The following is a 19,551-nucleotide window of genomic DNA, read 5'->3' as shown; positions in this document are numbered from 1 at the left end:
TGCACGCAGCGGTGAGCCCGCTGCGCACACTGAATGTCCAAAGGAAAATAATAAGAATGCAATTCAGTCAACCTCGTTCCTCGTCCGTATCCGCCATCGCTCTTTGTGTATCAGGGCTCATTCCATTGTCGGCACAAGCTGCGTTCTTCGAAGACAGCAAGGCCAATCTTACGCTGCGCAACTTCTACTATAACCACGATCTGCGCGACTCGACCGCGCCCGCCCAGTCCAAAATTGAAGAGTGGGCGCAGGGATTTATCTTCAAAGCCCAATCTGGTTATACAGACACGCCGATTGCCGTAGGTGTGGATGTCTACGCAGGCTTAGGCTTAAAACTAGACTCTTCACCGGATCGTAGCGGCAGTGGTTTGTTGCCTGGCGCCTATAAGCGCGTCGGCGCCCCTCGCAATTCCGATCCGCGCTCGGCAGATGAGTATTCGGAAGCCACAGCGGCAGTGAAGGTTAAAGTGTCGAAGACGGAGCTCAAGGTAGGTGGGCTTTTCCCAAAGATACCGCTGGTGTATGCCGGCGATTCGCGGTTGCTGCCGCAATTCTTTGAAGGCGCGATGCTAGATATCAACGAGCTTGATCACTTCAGCTTCAGCCTCGGGCAAATGCGCCAGGTCAACTATCGCGAGTTCAGTGGGAGCCGGGACATGCAGACCGGTAACTATTTCAACGTGACGGGTGACCGATTCACCTATCTCGGCGGGACCTGGCTGCCCGACCCAAGCCTGTCGGTAGGGGTTTGGGGTGGACGGCTGGAAGATGTCTATCAGCAGACGCTGTATACCGCTACGAAGTATGTCGATCTGGGGGGCGTGCGACTGAGCGGTACGCTGAACTATCTCGACAGTAAAGAGGACGGCGCTGCTCGCGCCGGCGACCTCGACAGCCGCATGACCTCCGGCCTGCTGAGCGCCGCGTATGGTTTCCAAAAGGTCACGCTGGGATACCAATACAATGCCGGTGACAGCGCCTTACCTTTCTTGCATGACACTGACCTCCCAGGCGTTTCCAACGCTATCCAGGTCCTGCGCTTTGACAGAGCAGGAGAGCGCTCCTGGCAGGCGCGCTATGACGTTGACTTCGCCGGTCTCGGGGTACCCGGCCTCTCTGCGTTTGCACGATACGTTCGTGGCGACGACTTCGAGGTCAATGGCCAATCCGGCAAAGAGTGGGAGCGTAACTTGGACATCACCTATGTCATCCAAAGTGGGCCTCTCAAGGACTTGGCCTTGCGCTGGCGCAATGTGGAGATTCAAGGGGACGTCACTGGACGAAGGGATGAGAACCGTGTGATTCTCACCTACACCTTCGCCCTTAAATAGCTCAGACAGGGCCGCGTGTGACGGTCGCGGGGGCTCCGCGACTGTCCACAGGAGTGCACATCACTGTGCCCGACCAAGGGGCTGTTTTGAGTGCATGACGGCTGACTGCTTGGCGCGAAGAGGTAATGTACAAAGTGGTGCCATCATTACCGCCGAAACAGAGGTCAGTAGGTGATGCAACAGGGACGCCAAGCATCTGCTCGATGTTACCGTCACGGTCGAATTTGACAATGCTCCAGCCATCTGATAGCGCGGTCCAGACGTTGCCTTGTTCATCCACGGCAAGGCCGCTCAGCAAACCCGAACCCTTGGGAAGCGTGGCGAAACGACGAACCTGACTGGTTGAGTCGAGCCTAAACAGCGTGCCGGAGTCAGCAGCCAATGCAAACAGTTGGGCCCGGTGAGGGTCCCAAGAAAGGGCAGTGATCGCTTCGTTAAATTGCCACTGGCTGGCCAATGTCCCGTCCCGGTGCACCTCGCCGACTTTCCATTGGCCGCTGCCCATGCGAATAGCCGCCCAGATCCGCCCCTGTGGATCGCTGCAGATGCAGGTCGGCATTCCAAATCCCCATTTACCACGGCTGCGAACTCGACCCTCGCTGACAAATAGGTATTCATGTTCCAGTGCGATGAACTGACCGTCAGCGGTGAGTTCCATACCGATGACAGGGTGTTCAGGCCGAAAGATCTTTTCTGTGCCCTCGCAGGTGTATCGGTAGACCGCGGGTGCAAGTCGATCGACCCAGTAAAGGCATTTCTCCCGCCCGCTCCAGCGGGGAAAGCCCCCTAAGAACGCCCAGCGGTCATCGATTGGCTGCAAGACATCCGGTGTGTTACTGACTTGGCGAACCGTCAATTGGCTGCCGACTCGTTGTGCTGACGCTGCGACTTCTGGCCCTAGGAGGTCCAGGCGTTTACGTGTAAGTCGGTAGGCTGGACCGGCAATGCTCAGCGCCCCCCTTACCTGACCTGCAGCATCAATGATCGGAGCAGCTACACACCGAATACCCAGGACGATCTCTTCATCGTCGATGGCGTAACCACGGGTGCGGGTAACCTCAAGCTCAGTCAACAGACGTGCCCGATCAGTAATGGTGAGTGGGGTAAGACGCTCCAACTGAATTCTTTTCAGCAGATCGCGCCGTTCAATCTCGGCAATCGCGCTGAGAATCGCTTTGCCCTGGCCGGTGCAGTGCATCGGCTTGCGTTGCCCCATTGCCGCCGCAGAACGGTTGCTGTGCGCGCCGTCGCATCGTTCTAGAGATAATACGTGTTCACCATCACGCACTGCCAGATAGGTGGTCTCGCCAGTCAAGTCGCGCAATGACCTTAATTCGAAGCTGGCGGCAGCGACAAGGTCGGGCTCGAGCCAGGCGCCGCGCACCATTTCAAGGTACCGAAAACCGAGTCGATACCGTTTACCAGTGCTGTCACGCCTAATCATGCCGCGATCGATCAAAAGGCCTAGTAAGCGGTAAAAGGTCGCCCGGGGCAGGTTTACCTGCGCGTTGAGTTGCTGGGGTTCGAGTCCGTCAGCTGATAGACCGATTGCCTCCAACAAATCGAACGCTTTTTCGAGTGCGGCAGTACCCTTGGTTCGTTCCATATCACCTCTCCTTTATTTTTGATACATATCACGATATGAGAGGTTCTGGCGTGCAACCAGGTGATGCTTCGTAAAAAAATCCCACTATGCGGGACTTGCCTCTGCGCTGATCGCCGGCTTCGCTGGAACGGCTGGCTGTGTGAGAGCGATTTTCAAAGTAAAAGGGGGACGCTTATGAAGCGATCCATTGAAGGGAAGCCAGTCAAGTTGCTTCAGCAGTACTTAGACAAATTGCATCACCGCGCTTGGGCTTTTGCTGGCGAACGCACGCCTTCAGGTGCTTTCCCGAATCACCAGTCTGAAGCCGACATCCTCCACTTGCGCCCCACGCTCCAGGCTGCCTTCGATCCGCTGCAGCAGAAGCTCTGCCGTACGCAGGCCAATGCGCCCGCCGTCAACACTCACCGTGCTCAAGCGCGGGTGGGTATGCGCGGCGAATTCCAGGTTGCCGAAGCCCATCACCGCCAGGTCCTGAGGCACCTGCAGGCCGTTGGCCTGGGCCTCGGCCATGACCCCCTGGGCGAGCAGGTCGATGCTGCAGATCACCGCATCCATAGGTACCTTGGCTGCCAGCATCCGGGCCATGGCTTCACGGCCGTGGCCCATATTCACCGGCACTGCTTCGAGCTCGCAGGCAACTACCTCAACGCCGGCTTCACGCAGGGCCTCCACACACGCCTGGCGCCGCCGAGTGGCGCGGGCATCGTCGCTCCAGACCAGGCCCACGCGGCGGTGGCCGCGTTCGATAATGTGCTCGGCCATGGCCCGGCCAACGGCCTCGTGGGAAAAACCGACCACCGTGTCGATCGGGTCCTGCGCCAGCTCCCAGGTCTCTACCACCGGAATGCCTCGGGCGATCAGTTTTTCCCGCGCTTCAGGGCTTTGCAGCTGGCGGGTCAGCACGATGCCGTCGGGGCGGCGGGCGAGGATCGCATCGATCAGTTCCGCTTCACTTCTGTTTGCCAGGTCTGACTGGCTGAGCAGCAACTGGTAGCGGGCCGTGGCCAGTCGCTGACCGAGCTGGGTAATGGTGTCGACGAAGGCACGGTTGGCGACATTCGGTACCACCACGATGACCAGCCGGCTGCGCTGCGAAACCAGGGCGCCCGCGAGCATGTTCGGTACATATCCCGTCTTGCGGATGGCATTGCGCACCTTTTTCTGGGTTTTCTCCGACACCAGTTCCGGCCGGTTGATCACCCGGGAAACGGTGATGGGCGAGACCTTGGCCATCTTCGCCACGTCGTCGAGGGTGGCAGGGGCAGCCAGCGGTGGTTTCGGGTCAGCGACGGTAGCGGGCGTTTCCAGCATGGGGGCCTCTGGACGGGAGCTTTGAGCATGTTGCCGATGTTACCGGAACGGCGCGCGTTTTTTGCATTTCCTGCTCATTCCCAAAGTATGGGAATTCACTGCGAACGGACATTTGCAAAGCCCGCCAGCTCGAGCCTAGGATTAATGACAGCGCTGTCATTTGATAGCGCTGTCATTGGTCGAAAACAGCTCTCCTGCAGGGCTGCGAGCTGCCAGAATTCGAAGCAGGTGCCGGTGCAAGGCCCTGCACGACGCCAATAAAAACAATGAGGCAACCGCGATGCACAACCACGACACCTACGCCGCCGGGCCAGCCCCCGGCGCCGTTGCCGCGTCCACCACAGCTACCCGTTATCGCTACCTGATCCTGGCCCTGATCACCATGGTCCTGGCCTTGAGCAGCGGTGACCGCGCCGCCCTGTCGGTAGCGGGTTCCGACATGAGCAAGGAGCTCGGCATCAGCTCGGTGGAAATGGGTTACCTGTTCTCCATCTTCAGTTGGGCCTATGTAATCTTCCTTATCCCCTCGGGCTGGCTGGCGGACCGCTTCGGCTCGAAGAAAACCATGGCACTGGCCATCTGCGTATGGTCAGCCTTCACCGTGTGCATGGGCCTGGTGCACTTCGTCGGCATGATCGTGCCGCTGCTGCTGGCACTGCGCTTTCTGCTGGGTGTGGCCGAGGCGCCGGTAGGGCCGGCTTCAACCCGGGTGATCGCATCATGGTTTCCGTCTGCGGAGCGGGGTATGGCCGGGGCCATCTTCAACAGCGCCCAGTACATCTCGCTGGCGTTCTTCACCCCGTTCATGGGCTGGCTGTGCTACGCCTTCGGTTGGGAATACGTGTTCATCGTCATGGGCATCGTCGGCTTCGGCATCGCCGCGATCTGGTGGAAAAACTACTACCTGCCGGTCAGCCACCCGAAGATGAACGGCGAGGAACTCGACTACCTGCGCAAGGGCGAAGCGCTGGTCGACCTCGAAGCCCAGGCTTCGCTGCCCAAGGAAAAGCGCCGGAACTCGTTGACGGAAGTCGGCCTGCTGTTCAAGAGCCGCATGTTGATCGGCATGTTCCTCAGCCAGTACTGCGTCAGTGCGGTGACCTGGTTCTACGTCACTTGGTTCCCGATCTACCTGGTCAAGGAGCGTGGCTTCGACATCCTCCAGGCCGGCCTTGTCGCTTCGATCCCGGCCCTGTGCGGGCTGATCGGCGCAGTGTCGTCGGGGTTCTTCTCCGATTACCTGTTGCGTCGTACCAGATCCCTGAGCATTGCCCGCAAGACGCCCATCATCACTGGCGTGCTGCTGAGCTCGAGCATGATGCTGTGCAACTACGTCGATGCCCAGTGGCTAGTGATCGCCGTTATGAGCCTGGCGTTCTTCGGCAAAGGCTTCGGCAACCTCGGCTTCAGCGTGGTGGCAGACACCGCGCCGCGGGAAATGATCGGTATGACCGGCGGCGTGTTCAACGCCTTGGGCAACACTGCCGGCATCGTCACCCCGGTGGTGATCGGTTACCTGCTGCACTCCAGCGGTTCGTTCAACAGCGCACTGATCTACGTCGGTGCCCACGGCCTGCTGGCAGCTTTTTCTTACCTGGTGATCGTCGGTCGCATCCAGCGACTGCAGCTATCCGACCTGACCGGAAAAACTTCCAACGCTCAATGATCAAGAGGAAGACCGCATGATCGAAAGCAACGTGTACATCGCCCCGAAAATCGCCGCGCTGCAACCTGGGGCCGCCACCACCGACAGCATCGAGTGGATCAAGCTGTCGTACACCGTACTGCCGCTGGGCGCGCCGATCAGCGATGCCAAGGTCTTGACCGGTCGGCAGAAACCGCTGACCGAAATCGCCTTCTTCTTCGCCGAAATCCGCACCCGTGAAGGCCACGAAGGCATCGGTTTCGGCTACTCCAAACGTGCCGGTGGCCCCGGCATGTACGCCCACGCCCAGGAAATCGCCCCGACGCTGCTGGGCGAAGACCCGAACGACATCGCCAAGCTCTACAACAAGCTGCTTTGGGCCGGTGCTTCAATGGGCCGCAGTGGCCTGACCACCCAGGCCATCGCACCATTCGACATCGCCCTGTGGGATCTGAAAGCCAAGCGCGCGGGCCTGCCGCTGGCCAAGTTGCTGGGCGCTCATCGCGACTCGGTACAGTGCTACAACACCTCCGGCGGCTACCTGTCGACGCCCCTGGAAAAGGTCCTGGAAAACGTGCAGACCTCCCGTCGCAATGGCATCGGCGGCATCAAGATCAAGGTCGGCCAGCCGGACACCAGCATCGACTTCAAGCGTGTGCAGGCGGTGCGCGAGCAACTGGGCGAAGGCTTCCCGCTGATGGTCGACGCCAACCAGCAATGGGACCGGGTTACCGCCCAGCGTTTCTGCCGCAAGCTCGAGCAGTTCGACCTGACCTGGATCGAAGAGCCGTTGGACAGTGCCGACGTCGAAGGCCACGCCGCCTTGGCTGCGTCGTTGGACACCGCCATCGCCACCGGCGAGATGCTCACCAGCTTCAACGAGCACGCCCAGCTGATCACTGCCAACGCTTGTGATTTCGTCCAGCCCGATGCGCCGCGGGTAGGCGGTATCACGCCGTTCCTGCAGATCATGAACCTAGCCAGTTTCAGAGGCCTGAAGCTGGCCCCGCATTTTGCCATGGAAATCCACCTGCACCTGGCGGCAGCCTACCCGGAGGAGCCGTGGCTGGAACACTTCGAATGGCTAGAGCCGATGTCCAATGAACGCCTGGAGTTGCGTGAGGGCCGCATGTGGGTGCCCAACCGCCCAGGCCTGGGCTTCTCCCTCAGCGAACAGGCCCTGGCCTGGACCCAGCACAGCATCGAGTTCGGCAAACGCCCGTGAGCAAGCCTTGGCGGTGGCGAGCGTGCCGCCACCGTCATGGGCGTCATACCTATAGGAAAACACCATGAGTTACCGTGAAGTCAGCCCAGTCATTCGCCTCGATGCCGCCGACAATGTCGTGGTCGCGCGTATCGAGATTCCTGCCGGCACCGCCATCCCCGGTGAAGGCGTCACCATCCAGCAAGCCGTGCCGCTGGGGCACAAGGTCGCTGCCCGGCTGATCACCAAGGGCGAGCCGGTGCTCAAGTACAACACGGTGATCGGCTATGCCGCCGAGGATTTGCCGCCTGGCACCTGGATGCACAGCCACAACATCGTCTTCGGTGAAACCGACCGCGATTACCGCTACGGCCTGGACTATGTGCCCACCGACCTGCTGCCGCCCGAGCAGCGCGCGACTTTCCAGGGCATCGTCCGCGAGGATGGCCGCGTGGCCACCCGCAATTACCTCGGTGTGTTCGTGGTCGGCAACTGCGGTGCCACCGTGGCGCGCAAGATCGCCAACCACTTCGACGAGCGCCGCTTGGCAGGTTTCCCCAACATTGATGGCGTGGTGCCTTATGTGCACGAAATCGGCTGTGGCATGGAAATGACCGGCGAGCCGATGGACCTGTTGCGTCGCACCATCGGTGGTTACATCAAGCACCCCAACACCGTGGGTGCGGTGGTGATCGCCCTGGGCTGCGAGCGCAACAACATCCACGGCTTCTTCGAGCAGGAAGGGCTGGTGGAAGGCGACATGCTGAAGAAGCTGGTGATCCAGGAGGTCGGCGGGGTGAAAAGCGCCACCGATCAGGGCATCGCGCTGATCGAAGGCATGCTGCCCAAGGCCGACCAGGCGCGGCGGCAGCCGGTGTCCGCCGAGCACTTGATGATCGGCATGCAATGCGGCGGTTCGGATGGATTCTCCGGCCTTTCGGCCAACCCGGCGCTGGGCGCGGCGGTGGATATCCTGGTGCGCCATGGCGGTACGGCGATCCTTTCGGAAACCTCGGAAATCTTCGGCGTCGAGCACACCCTGACCGCCCGCGCCGCCACCCCGGCGGTGGGCCGCAAACTGATCGAGCGCATTGAGTGGTGGCTGGAGTACAACCGCGGCCGCGATACCCAGATCAACGGCCGCGTCAGCCCCGGCAACAATGCCGGTGGCCTGGCCAACGTGCTGGAAAAGTCACTGGGCGGCGCGAAAAAGGGCGGCAATGCGCCGCTGATGGACGTGTACGAGTATGCCCATCCGGTGAAAACCCACGGCCTGGTGTTCATGGATACCCCTGGCTACGACCCGGTCTCGGCCACCGGGCAGATCGCCGGCGGTGCCAACCTGATCGCCTTCACCACCGGCCGCGGCTCGTGCTTCGGCTCAGTGCCGGCGCCGACCTTCAAGCTGGCCAGCAACTCGCCGATGTACCAGCGTATGAGCGATGACATGGACATCAACTGCGGGCAGATCATCGACGGCGACAAGACCATTGCCCAAATGGGTCAGGAGATTTTCGAGCGCCTGCTTGCCCATGCCTCGGGGGAAGCGACCAAAAGCGAGCTCAATGGCTTGGGCGAGGATGAATTCTGCCCGTGGCAAATAGGCGTGCTCGCCTGACCCGGCCTCTTCGCGGCTAAAGCCGCTCCTACAGGTTCGCCTCGATCTTAGGGGCTGTGCAGTCCCTGTGGGAGCGGATTTATCGAGGCGTCGACCGCCGCGGAAGGGCCCTCTCGGAAATCACAATAACAATGGCCGGTGCGAAAACCGGCCAAGGGACCTGTCATGCATAAAAACAACAAGACGCTGCCCGCTGCCATCCTGCTGTCCGCTGCGCTCCCGGCCCACGCTGGAGGTTTCCTGGAAGACAGTCAAGCCTCCCTGAAAGCCCAGAACTTCTACCTCAACCGCGACTTCCGCGAAGACGCCGGCATCTCCAAACGTGAGGAGTGGGCCCAGGGATTTATCTTCGATTTCCGCTCCGGCTACACCCCCGGTACGCTCGGTTTCGGCATCGACGCCCTCGGCATGCTCGGCCTGAAGCTCGACTCAGGCCCAGGCCGCAGTGGCACCGGCTTGCTGCCGGTGGGCGACGATGGCCGCGCCCCTGACCAGTACAGCAAGTTTGGCCTGACCGCCAAGGCGCGTCTGTCGAAGACCGAGCTGAAGATTGGCACCCAGCTGCTCAAGTACCCGACCATCGCCTCCAGCACCGGGCGCATCCTGCCACAGACCTTCCAGGGCGGTGTGATGACCTCCAAAGAGCTGGATAGCCTGACCTTCACCTACGCGCAGATCGACCGCACTACCAAGCGTGACTATTCCCATACAGAGGCCATGAGCCTGGTCAACAAGAACCGGCGATTCAGCGGCACCCCCGAGGCTGACGACTTTCGCATGGGGGGTGTGGACTACTTGGTCAACCCCAACCTGAGCCTCAGCTACCAATACGGCGAGCTCGACGAGATTTACGGCCAGCACTATTTCGGCCTGCTCGGCAGCACCTCGCTGGGCCCCGGCAAACTGGCGCTGGATGCGCGCTACTTCATCAGCGACGACAAGGGGGAGGCGCTGGCCGGTCCGGTCGACAACCGCACGCTAAACGTGCTGCTCAGCTACAGCCAGGCCGGGCATACCCTAGGCGTCGCCTATCAGGGGCTTTCCGGCTCCACGGCCATGCCTTACCTGATCGGCACTGATGCCTACCTGACCAACTACATGATGGCCGCCGACTTCATGGAAACCGGCGAACGCACCTGGCAACTGCGCTATGCCTACGACTTCGTCGCCCTGGGCATCCCCGGGCTGACCTTCTCTACCCGCTACAACCATGCCGATCATGCCAACCCGGCCACCTTCGCCGGGGAAGGACGCGAGTGGGAGCGCGATACTGACCTGGGTTACACCATCCAGTCCGGGCCGCTGAAGAACGTCAACGTGCTGTGGCGCAACGCCGCGCTGCGTTCCAATTACCAACGCGATATCGATGAGAACCGGCTGATCGTGAGCTACACATTGCCGCTGTTCTGATCGCTCAGGTCATGTACGAGGAGTAGCCGCCGGGTATTGGCGGTGTGGCCGGTAAAGACTTTTACCGGCCTTTTTTTCAACCCGTCTGCTGCCCTTGCTCCAGCAGCCTGCCGACGACGGCTAGAGACTGTCAGGGTCGCCGAAGAACATCTGTATCCGCGACCGCAACCAACGCTCCGCCGGATCATTATCCTGCGCCCCCCGCCAAGCCATGTGCAGCTCGAAACTGCGCACCTCGATCGGCAAGTCTTCAGCGCGCAAACCGCCGGCAGCGGTCAGCACATCCGCCGTGTAGTCCGGCACCGTGGCGAGGATATCGGTGCCCGCCAGCAAGCTCCCCAGGCCATTGAACTGCGGCACCGCCAATACCACATGGCGCTTGCGGCCGATCTCGTCAAGCGCCTCGTCGATGAACCCGGACAAATCCCCGGCAAACGACACCAACGCATGCGGCCGGGCGCAGAAGTCATCGAGGCTGATGCTGCCCGGCATGCTGTCGGCCCGCAGCAGCTTGGGTTTGCTGCGCCGCAGCACCTTGCGCTTGGCATTGGCCGGCAGGTCGCTGGTGTAGCTCACGCCCACCGAGATTTCGCCCGAGGCCAGCAGTGTCGGCATCAACAGGTAGTTGACCCGCCGCACCACCAGGACGATACCCGGCGCTTCGGCGCGGATGCGCTTGAGGAGTTGCGGCAGCAGGGCGAACTCGGCGTCGTCCGAGAGGCCGATGCGAAAGACCGCATTGCTGGTGGCCGGGTCGAACTCGGCGGCGCGGCTGACTGCAGTGGAGATCGAGTCCAGCGCCGGCGACAGCAGGGCGAAGATCTCGTGGGCGCGGGCCGACGGCTCCATGCTACGGCCCGTGCGCACGAACAGTGGGTCGTCGAACAGGTTGCGCAGGCGCGACAAGGCCGCGCTGATCGCCGGTTGGCCGAGGAACAGCTTCTCGGCGGCGCGGGTCACGCTGCGCTCGTGCATCAGGGTTTCGAACACGATCAGCAGGTTAAGGTCTACGCGACGCAGGTCGTTTCGATTCATCGGTGCGCTTCGCCTAAAGTGGGGCAGGGGTGAATCTTAAGGCCAAAGGCTGTTACCCTGCACCGGTTTCCGGGCATTGATACGCTCAGGAGCCCAATCGATCATAAGCATGTCGACTATTAATGGCTGCTGATGGTCTAACGGGCAAAGCCCGGATAAAGTTCGTGGTAATACGAGATTCACATAGGCGAGGTATGCGATGTCCCGCATCATCCGTTTCCACAAGTTCGGCGCGGCCGATGTGCTCCGCTTCGAGGAGCAGGCCGAACCGACGCCTGCTGCCGGCGAGGTGCAGATCCGCGTCGAGGCCATCGGCATCAGCTGGTACGACGTGCTCTGGCGGCAGAATCTGGCACCGTCCCAGGCACGCCTGCCAGCCGGGATCGGCCATGAGATGGCCGGGGTGGTCACGGCGGTCGGCGAGGGCGTAGAGGACATCGCGGTAGGCGATCGGGTGGCCAGCTTCCCGGCCACCAGCCCCAACGAGCACCCGGTGTACGGCGATGTCATCGTGCTGCCGCGCACGGCCATCACCCGGTATCCCGACCTGCTTACGCCAATCGAAGCCAGCGTGCACTACACGCCGTTGCTGATCGCTTACTTCGCCTATGTCGACCTGGCACGCGCCAAGTCCGGGCAGACCGCGCTGGTGACCGATGCCAGCCACTGCGCTGGGCCGGCCTTCGTGCAACTGGGCAAGGCCCTGGGCCTGACCGTGTTCGCCGCTACCAAGGAGCCCGAGCAGCGCGAGTACCTGTTGGGGCTGGGCGCCGACAAGGTGATCGTCACCGAAGAGCAGGATCTGTTGCTGCAAATCGGCAAGTACACCGGTGGACGCGGCGTGGACATGGTCCTCGATGGCATGGGCGGGCCGCAGATGTCGTTGCTTGGCGATGTCCTGGCCCCGCGTGGCAGCCTGGTGCTGTATGGCCTGCAAGGCGGCAACCAGACGCCGTTCCCGGCATGCGCGGCGTTCCAGAAGAACATTCAGTTCCATGTGCACTGCGTGAGTAACTTCACCGGCAAGCCGGAGCTGGGCATCATCCAGGACCAGGTGGCGTTGCACCGGGCCCTGCGCGACATCAACCAGTTCACCGCCGACCAGCTGCTGACTCCGCAGATCATCAAGGTCTACCCTTTCAGCCAAGTGGTCGAGGCACATCGCTACATGGACGAATGCCCTTGTGGCGGACGGGTCGTGCTGGACCTTGCCAAGCCGTAGCCGGCGACAGCTGCACGGTTCAGAAAAAGCCCAGGTTGATGACCTGGGCTTTTTTGTGTCCGTAATTCCTACAGCGCGTAAGTGTAAGTTCCTACAAGTCTTATATGTCGCCAATTGACCTGCGTCATATGTTGGAAAGGTTTTTTACTTGAGCGGTCTTTATGTTGAATGCAAGGTGGCTTTCCTTGCTGACTGCATGGTTTTTTTACTTTGATCTGTATCTTTTATTCGTTCTGCAACGCTCGATAATGGCACGGTGATAGTTTGCCAAGCGGCGGCGCAAAGCGTTCTGCCGCCTCGGTTTAGCTGATATCGATGTGAAGAAGATTTTTATCTCTGGGATGCTTCCTAATAGTTTGTAGGACGTTTCTTTAACTGGATGCTCTGTGCCGCTGTCTTCTGGCAAGTGCGGGGGTGAACTAAAAAGTTGGCGAGGTGACCCAGTGACAGTAACTCACGATCAGGCCATGTCTTTCATCTACGAGCAGGTACTGGAGCGTTTGATGGGGCACATGTCCCCGGCGCAGCGGGCCTCGGTGCAACTGCTGGTACAGCGTTTGCTCGTTTCGGCAGGGGGTGCCGAGCACATCGGCACGTTCCGCCTGCTGGTGGTGCACGGTAACGACCGGCGCAGTGCGCGATTGCTGGCGGTACTGCGTGCGGCCCAATTGTGTATCGCCCTGCGTGCGCCGGGCACGTTCCAGTTGCGGGTGCTGATTGCCTGCCTGCCGGGCCCCAGTCGCGCTGTGATGCAGCAGCACGAGCGCTGTTTCAACGCTCTGTTCATGGCTGACGACCCCCGCGTGCAATTGCAGATCATCGAAGGCGCCGAGGCAGTGTCGTTCGATTGCCGAACCCTGTTCCACTGCAACGACTGGGTGATGCACCGGCGGTCGCTGCTACTGTTCGGTCATCTGCGCGAGGCCGGTTGCCAGGCCCTGTTGGGCAGCCGCTTGCATCTGGAACTGGCCAGTGCCGTGTGCCGCGTCATCGACGATAGCGAGGCACGCGCTGATGCGCTGGTCACGGCCTTGCCAAAGCGTGAGCGCCTGCGCTATCTGGCCTGGGCGCGACGCTTGCTGCGGCTGGCAGAAGCACGTGGCACTCAACCTGCCCAGCAGTGCCTGGCGGCGCTCCTGGGTGGGTTGAGCCAGCTCCACACCATAGCCGAGTCGCCACTGGAAATGTTGCACCCGCAGGTGAACGTGGTCGCCGACGAAAAGGCGCCGCTTTGCAGCATCAACGTCGATGACCTGCTGCCGCACCTGCGTGACGAGAGCCAACTGGACGTCATGCTTCAATGCGCTGGCGAAACGACCCAGGACGGCTCGCCACTGGCTGCTTTCCTCGATTCCCTGGCGCTGTCGCAGCTGGCGAATCTCCTGCAACAGTGTGCCTCGTCGAGCGAGCAAGCGCCGAGCCTGGCCGAGGAGGGCAGCGATGTCGTCGTGCAGGCGGCTGTGCTGGCACCCGGCCCAAACGTCTATGGCCTGGAGCCAGCGCACAGCAGTTGCCTTTTGTTCCGGCCCTTCGTCAACCGCGGTCAGGCGCTCGAAACGTATCTCAGCTGCTGCCATCCCGACATGCTGGTGGCGCTTCCATATCTGCTGCGGGCCTTGCAAGGGCAACCCTGTCCGGACGCGATCAAGGACTGGCTGGTCAACACCAGTGGCTTGCCTCTCATGGCGCTACAGGCGATCTTCGACGGTCGTGTGCCTCTGCGGGCGCGCCGCTTGCTGGCAAGCCTGGCGCGACGCGACGCGAGTCTGGTCCTGAGGCCGAGCGGCGAGGCCAAGCGCTGATGGGGCGTTCGCCATCGGACGAGTTCGCCTACCAGGCGGTCTACCGCTATCTCGAAAGCCAGTTCGACAATGCCCGGCGCAGCGGCCAACTGCGCTTGCCATCGCTACGCGCGCTGGCACGGGTGCTGCGGGTCTCGCTGGGGACGGTGCAGACTGCCTATGCTCTGCTCGAGCATGAGGGGCGGGTAGTCTCGGTTCCCAAGAGCGGCTATTTTCTTCGCGTCGATGATCAGCTTGCAGACGGGCCTGGCGCTGCCTTGTCGGGGATGCCTGCACAGGGCAGCGCGTTGAAGCTCCCGCAGCGTGCCCTGCTTACTCACGAACGGCGCCTGGCCCGCCAACAAACCCGACGCTGGGGGGCGGCGGCGGGTGCTGGAAGCGAACAGCTTCAGAACGTCGTGGCCAAGCGCTACACCCGATGCTGCGAGCATCCCTGGCGTGCCGAGGACGTGCACCTGGGGCCCGACGTGCGGGCGGTGCTGGAAACGCTGCTGCCAGCCCTCGGGCTGCGCGGCGCCATGGCGCTGGTCGCCTCGCCCTGCTGCTGGCGGCTGCTGAACGCATTGCAAGAGGTGGGCATGCGGGTGCTGGAGGTGCCATCCGATGCTTACGGGCAGTTGGACCTTGCGGCCATGGCCCGGCAGCTGAGGGACGAGCCGGTGCGTCTGGTCGTGATGCCGTCCTGCCTGGGCATGCCTCAGGGGCGGTTGTCGACACAGCAAGAGCAGCGAACGATTGCCGAACTGTTGGCCGGTCGCCCGCTGTGGCTGCTGGAGAACGACTTGGACAGCGAATTGTGTTTCAGTACGCCGCCCAAGTTGCGTCTGCGCGATCTGGTCGATCCTCAGCGCTTGCTGATACTGGGTTCGCTGTGGGCCACGGCGGGAGCCGAGGCGCCTTACGCCTACGTACTCAGCCGCCATGCCGAGGCCGGCCGAGCGTTCACCCGGCGCGCTTTCGAGCTGGCCCCACTGCGCCAACAGGCACTGGCCTGCCTGCTGAGCAAGGGCGAGACCGATGCCCACCTGAGGGGGTTACGCGGCGATCTGCAATGGCGCATGGACTACCTGTGCCAGCAACTCTGGAACCTGTGCGGAGAATGGTTGACGTTCGAGCCGCCGGAGGGTGGCGGCCTGGTTTGGGTACGCATGCGTGAACCTGGGGCCGTGCGCCAGGCGCAGGCGGTGTTGGCGGGGTCGGCGCTGCAGGCGCTGCCTGGTGATTGGTTCAGCGTGCAAGGCGGTTACTCGCAATGGCTGGCCTTGGCCTGGCTTGGTGAGCACCCCGACCCGCTGAACGAAGCGCTGCAACGCTTGGCGCGGGCAATCGCCCCGAGGGTCGACGGGTAGCGCTCGACCGTTGATCCAGCGCGCTTGCCAGCGCCTGCGATCTGTATGTATAACCAGTGCCAAGCCCTGCAACCTGACTTCGCCTCGTGATTGCCCATTCCGTCGATGACCCGTTCTACTACCTGCACAACTTTCGCCAGGTACTGATGTGGGTCGAAAAACGCTATGCCGACTTGCTCGATGAGCAGGAACTGGCTTTCCTGCATCGCTTCGCCCTGCTCGAACAGCCCGCCCAGGCGCTGATGGTGCGCATGGTCATGCGCAAGGGCGAGCTGTTTCGCCTCGACCGCCTGACCTACGCCGAGATCGGCGCCACCGAGCAGGCCTTGCAGCCTTTGCTGGCACTGGGTTGGGTAGCAGAGCCTGCACAACTGAGTCTCGAGCAATTGTTTCACCTGTTGCGCAAGGACGAGTTTGCCAGCTGCTTTGCCGCCTACCTGGCCCGCCCACGGGCCAGCAAGCGTGAGTTGCTGGCTCAGCTCGAACCCCTGGAGCTGGCGGCCAGGCCCCTGGGCGAGTGGTTCCCGGCGTTGCCCGTGGCCATCGTGCAATGGCATCAGCAAGATGTGTGCGACCGCATGCGGCTGTTGTTTTTTGGCAACCTGTACCAGGACTGGTCGGATTTCGTGCTCGCCGATCTGGGTCTGCTGCGCTACGAGCAGGTGACCTTCAGTGCCGATTCGCGGGCCTTGCGCCAGCGTGACGACGTCGACCTGGCGATGGCCCTGCACCAATGCGCCGAGCGTCTCGAGCAAGGTGATGCACCCACCCGGATCCTCGCCACGTTGCAGGGTCTGCGCAGTGACAACCCCTGGCTGGCGCGGCGCCATGCGCGCCTGCTGTTCGCCCTTGGCCAGCAGTGCGAGCGCCTTGGCGAGTGGGATCAGGCACTGGCGCTGTATGCCGACTGCAGCCATGCGCAGGCGCGCATACGTCAGGTACGGGTGCTGGAACGCAGCGAGCGCTGGCCGCAGGCCCATGCGCTGGCCTTGCAGCTGGCTGCCGCGCCGGCCAATGCGCTCGAAGTCCAGGCGCTGGAGCGCATGCTGCCGCGCCTGGTGCGCAAGCTCGGCGGGCCGCCGCAACGCCGTCGTCGCAGCGCGCCACTGGAGCTGATCGAACTCGAGTTGCCACGGGACCATGCCGCGCTGGGCGTCGAGGAGGCGGTGCGCCAGCACTTGGCCGAAACGGGCGCAGCGGTGCACTACGTCGAGAACACGCTGTTGAACAGCCTGTTCGGCCTGCTGTGCTGGGAAGCGATCTTCGCCCCGGTGCCGGGTGCATTCTTCCATCCGTTCCAGGCCGCCCCCCAGGACTTGCACGACAGCGACTTCCAGCTGCGCCGCGCCGAACTGTTCGACGCCTGCTTCGCACGCCTGGACGACGGTAGCTACCGCCAGGCGATCCGCGATTGCTATGCGGCCAAGCAGGGCCTGCAATCGCCGTTCGTGTTCTGGCCCATGCTCGGCGAGGCCTTGCTCGAACAGGCGTTGGCCTGCCTGCCGGCAGCGCAGCTCAAGCAGTGCTTCCTGCGCTTGCTGCAGGACATTCGCAACAACCGCGCCGGCATGCCCGACCTGATCCAGTTCTGGCCAGAGCAGGGCACCTACCGCATGGTCGAGGTCAAGGGGCCGGGCGACCGCCTGCAGGATAACCAACTGCGTTGGCTGGAGTTCTGCCGCGAGCAGGGCCTTGCGGTAGCCGTCTGTCATGTACGCTGGAGCGAGGCTGCATGAGCTACAGAGTGGCGGTTCGCGCCCTGTGCGAGTTCAGCGCCAAGGTCGGTGACCTCGACCTGCGTTTCACGCCGTCGCCCACTGCCCAGGAGGGCATGGAGGGCCATCGCCGAGTGGTCGCCAGGCGAGGAGCGGAGTATCAGGCGGAAGTCACCTTGGAAGGTGAGTACCAGGGCCTGAAGGTCCGTGGGCGTGCCGATGGCTACGACCCGACCGCCAATCGCCTGGAGGAAATCAAGACCTACCGCGGCGACCTGGCGCGCCAGCCACACAATCACCGGCAATTGCACTGGGCCCAGGCCAAGGTCTATGCCTGGTTGATGTGCCAGGCGCGGGCTTTGCCGAGCATCGAGGTCGCGTTGGTGTATCTGGACGTCGACAGCGATGCCCAGACGCTGATCAGCGAGCCCTACAGCGCCGCCGAACTGGAACGCTTCTTCCACGCCCAGTGCCAGCGCTTTCTCGGTTGGGCGCGGGCCCAGGAGCAGCGCTTGGCCGAACGCAACGTCGCCTTGCAGGCCTTGGGCTTTCCCTATGCACAGTTTCGGCAGGGCCAGCGGCAACTGGCCGAGACCCTGTACAAGGCAGTAAGCACCGGGCGCTGCCTGATGGCCCAGGCCAGCACCGGTATCGGCAAGACCTTGGGCACGCTGTTTCCATTGCTCAAGGCCATGGTGCCGCAGGGGCTCGACAAACTGTTCTTCCTCACCGCCAAGACTCCAGGCCGGGCGCTGGCTCTGGACGCCTTGCGCCAGATCACCGATGCCACGCCGCAACCGGCGTTGCGCACGCTGGAGCTGATCGCGCGCGACAAGGCCTGCGAGCACCCCGATAAAGCCTGCCATGGCGAGTCGTGCCCACTGGCACGAGGTTTCTACGACCGCCTGCCCGCCGCTCGCGAGGCCGCTGCGCAGTTGCCCATGCTCGATCGCGCCAGTTTGCGTGACGTAGCATTGGCGCATCAGGTCTGCCCGTATTATCTGGGCCAGGAGATGGCCCGTTGGGTCGATGTGCTGGTGGCCGACTACAACTATTACTTCGATGCTCACGCCCTGTTGTTCGGCCTGTCCCAGGTCAACCAGTGGCGGGTGGCGGTATTGGTCGACGAAGCGCATAACCTGGTCGAGCGCGGTCGTGGCATGTACAGCGCCAGCCTCGACCAGGGCCAGTTGCTGGCATTGCGCCAGAGCAAGCCGCAGGGACTGGTCAGCGCCCTGGACCGGTTGAACCGGCAGTGGAACGCCCTGTACAAGGACCAGCGTGCTCCGTACCAGGCCAGCGAGCAGTTGCCGGACGCATTCTTGAGGGCATTGCAGCAGTGCCTCGGCCTGATCCAGGCGCGGCTGAACGAAACGCCCGCTGAAGTGGACCCGCAGGTGCTGCAGTTTTTCTACCAGGCGTTGCAGTTCAGCCGGGTAGCGGAACTGTTCGACGAGCATTTCCTGTTCGATATCAGCCAGCGCGAGGGGGCGCGCAAGCGGCGCCTGGCCACGCTCTGCCTGCGCAACGTCAACCCGGCGCGGCTGCTGGCTCCGCGGATGCAGGCGGCGCGCAGCGTGACCCTGTTCTCCGCCACCCTCAGCCCGAGGCGCTTTTATGCCGACCTGCTGGGCATGCCCGGCGATACCGCCTGGCTGGAGGTCGCTGCGCCGTTTCGCGCCGAGCAACTTGAGGTGCGTATCGCCAGCGAGGTCTCGACCCGGTATCGCGAGCGCCAGGCGTCGCTGGCGCCCATCGTCGAGCTGATCGCCACGCAGTACCAGCGTCAGGCGGGGAACTACCTGGCGTTTTTCAGCAGTTTCGAATACCTGCAGCAAGTGGCTGCGCTGCTCGCCGAGCGATACCCGGGTATCCCCGCCTGGGCCCAGGCGCCGGGCATGGATGAAGCCGCACGCCAGGGCTTTCTCGAGCGCTTCGTCGCCGACGGCGAGGGGGTCGGCTTCGCGGTGCTGGGCGGCGCCTTCGGAGAAGGTGTGGATTTACCCGGTACGCGGTTGATCGGCGCCTTTGTGGCGACGCTGGGTCTGCCGCAGGTCAACCCGATCAACGAGCAGTTCAAGCAGCGTTTGGGTCGACAGTTTGGCGCTGGGTTCGACTATGCCTACCTGTACCCGGGCGTGCGCAAGGTGATCCAGGCAGCGGGGCGGGTGATCCGCGGTGACCAGGACCGTGGGGTGTTGGTGCTGATCGATGAGCGCTTCGCCGAGGCGCGGGTGCAGCAGATGTTCCCGAGCTGGTGGCAAGTGGCGGCGCAATAGGCCCAGGCGGCTTGGCAAAATGCC

General features: G+C 62.6%; 13 protein-coding genes. 10 read left to right on the top strand and 3 right to left on the bottom strand.

Annotated elements, in window-relative coordinates; all coding sequences use genetic code 11:
* Positions 1-56: 56 nt before the first annotated feature.
* Complete coding sequence (locus E6B08_RS16340; protein ID WP_136915000.1) at positions 57-1,331, top strand: OprD family porin; 1,275 nt, start codon at positions 57-59, stop codon at positions 1,329-1,331.
* A 1-nt stretch (position 1,332) separates the two neighbouring features.
* Here E6B08_RS16340 and E6B08_RS16335 read toward each other — a convergent pair whose 3' ends face one another.
* Entirely contained in the window at positions 1,333-2,937 is a 1,605-nt protein-coding gene (locus tag E6B08_RS16335; RefSeq protein ID WP_136914999.1) for an IclR family transcriptional regulator domain-containing protein, read from the bottom strand.
* A gap of 273 nt (positions 2,938-3,210) precedes the next feature.
* The gene (locus tag E6B08_RS16330) at positions 3,211-4,248 is read right to left on the bottom strand and encodes a LacI family DNA-binding transcriptional regulator (protein WP_136914998.1); all 1,038 of its coding nucleotides are present in this window, start codon (positions 4,246-4,248) and stop codon (positions 3,211-3,213) included.
* 280 nt (positions 4,249-4,528) lie between these two features.
* On the opposite strand from E6B08_RS16330, the gene E6B08_RS16325 reads away from it, so the two are divergent.
* From E6B08_RS16325 to E6B08_RS16310, 4 genes are all read left to right on the top strand, one after another.
* Positions 4,529-5,914: an MFS transporter gene (locus E6B08_RS16325; protein WP_136914997.1), complete on the top strand. Its 1,386-nt coding sequence runs from the start codon at positions 4,529-4,531 to the stop codon at positions 5,912-5,914.
* A 16-nt stretch (positions 5,915-5,930) separates the two neighbouring features.
* Complete coding sequence (locus E6B08_RS16320; protein WP_136914996.1) at positions 5,931-7,118, top strand: L-talarate/galactarate dehydratase; 1,188 nt, start codon at positions 5,931-5,933, stop codon at positions 7,116-7,118.
* A 64-nt stretch (positions 7,119-7,182) separates the two neighbouring features.
* The gene (locus tag E6B08_RS16315; protein WP_136914995.1) at positions 7,183-8,715 is read left to right on the top strand and encodes a UxaA family hydrolase; all 1,533 of its coding nucleotides are present in this window, start codon (positions 7,183-7,185) and stop codon (positions 8,713-8,715) included.
* Between the two features lie 165 nt (positions 8,716-8,880).
* Entirely contained in the window at positions 8,881-10,125 is a 1,245-nt protein-coding gene (locus E6B08_RS16310) for an OprD family porin (RefSeq protein ID WP_136914994.1), read from the top strand.
* A 120-nt stretch (positions 10,126-10,245) separates the two neighbouring features.
* Here the strand turns inward: E6B08_RS16310 and E6B08_RS16305 are convergent, their stop codons facing one another.
* Entirely contained in the window at positions 10,246-11,160 is a 915-nt protein-coding gene (locus E6B08_RS16305; RefSeq protein ID WP_136914993.1) for a LysR family transcriptional regulator, read from the bottom strand.
* Between the two features lie 199 nt (positions 11,161-11,359).
* On the opposite strand from E6B08_RS16305, the gene E6B08_RS16300 reads away from it, so the two are divergent.
* From E6B08_RS16300 to E6B08_RS16280, 5 genes are all read left to right on the top strand, one after another.
* Complete coding sequence (locus E6B08_RS16300; RefSeq protein WP_136914992.1) at positions 11,360-12,382, top strand: zinc-dependent alcohol dehydrogenase family protein; 1,023 nt, start codon at positions 11,360-11,362, stop codon at positions 12,380-12,382.
* A gap of 443 nt (positions 12,383-12,825) precedes the next feature.
* Positions 12,826-14,184, top strand: a complete 1,359-nt coding sequence (locus tag E6B08_RS16295) for a hypothetical protein (protein ID WP_136914991.1) — start codon at positions 12,826-12,828, stop codon at positions 14,182-14,184.
* A complete protein-coding gene (locus E6B08_RS16290) occupies positions 14,184-15,533 on the top strand; it encodes an aminotransferase class I/II-fold pyridoxal phosphate-dependent enzyme (protein WP_136914990.1) in 1,350 nt (449 codons plus the stop codon). The genes E6B08_RS16295 and E6B08_RS16290 overlap by 1 nt, the downstream gene beginning before the upstream one ends.
* Positions 15,534-15,619: 86 nt before the next feature.
* Positions 15,620-17,269 carry a VRR-NUC domain-containing protein gene (locus E6B08_RS16285; RefSeq protein ID WP_136914989.1) on the top strand — a complete coding sequence of 550 codons (1,650 nt, stop codon included), beginning with the start codon at positions 15,620-15,622 and terminating at the stop codon, positions 17,267-17,269.
* Entirely contained in the window at positions 17,266-19,527 is a 2,262-nt protein-coding gene (locus E6B08_RS16280; RefSeq protein ID WP_136914988.1) for an ATP-dependent DNA helicase, read from the top strand. The genes E6B08_RS16285 and E6B08_RS16280 overlap by 4 nt, the downstream gene beginning before the upstream one ends.
* Positions 19,528-19,551 lie beyond the last annotated feature (24 nt).

The sequence above is a fragment of the Pseudomonas putida genome (assembly GCF_005080685.1).
Lineage (GTDB): Bacteria > Pseudomonadota > Gammaproteobacteria > Pseudomonadales > Pseudomonadaceae > Aquipseudomonas > Aquipseudomonas putida_V.
Note: the sequence above shows the minus strand (reverse complement) of the source record. Positions and strands in the feature narration are given on the sequence as shown.

Bases quoted from the DNA above. Each gene is read 5' to 3' on its own strand.
- E6B08_RS16340 (WP_136915000.1), top strand. From the start codon at position 57: ATGCAATTCAGTCAACCTCGTTCCTCGTCCGTATCCGCCATCGCTCTT.
- E6B08_RS16335 (WP_136914999.1), bottom strand. From the start codon at position 2,937: ATGGAACGAACCAAGGGTACTGCCGCACTCGAAAAAGCGTTCGATTTG.
- E6B08_RS16330 (WP_136914998.1), bottom strand. From the start codon at position 4,248: ATGCTGGAAACGCCCGCTACCGTCGCTGACCCGAAACCACCGCTGGCT.
- E6B08_RS16325 (WP_136914997.1), top strand. From the start codon at position 4,529: ATGCACAACCACGACACCTACGCCGCCGGGCCAGCCCCCGGCGCCGTT.
- E6B08_RS16320 (WP_136914996.1), top strand. From the start codon at position 5,931: ATGATCGAAAGCAACGTGTACATCGCCCCGAAAATCGCCGCGCTGCAA.
- E6B08_RS16315 (WP_136914995.1), top strand. From the start codon at position 7,183: ATGAGTTACCGTGAAGTCAGCCCAGTCATTCGCCTCGATGCCGCCGAC.
- E6B08_RS16310 (WP_136914994.1), top strand. From the start codon at position 8,881: ATGCATAAAAACAACAAGACGCTGCCCGCTGCCATCCTGCTGTCCGCT.
- E6B08_RS16305 (WP_136914993.1), bottom strand. From the start codon at position 11,160: ATGAATCGAAACGACCTGCGTCGCGTAGACCTTAACCTGCTGATCGTG.
- E6B08_RS16300 (WP_136914992.1), top strand. From the start codon at position 11,360: ATGTCCCGCATCATCCGTTTCCACAAGTTCGGCGCGGCCGATGTGCTC.
- E6B08_RS16290 (WP_136914990.1), top strand. From the start codon at position 14,184: ATGGGGCGTTCGCCATCGGACGAGTTCGCCTACCAGGCGGTCTACCGC.
- E6B08_RS16280 (WP_136914988.1), top strand. From the start codon at position 17,266: ATGAGCTACAGAGTGGCGGTTCGCGCCCTGTGCGAGTTCAGCGCCAAG.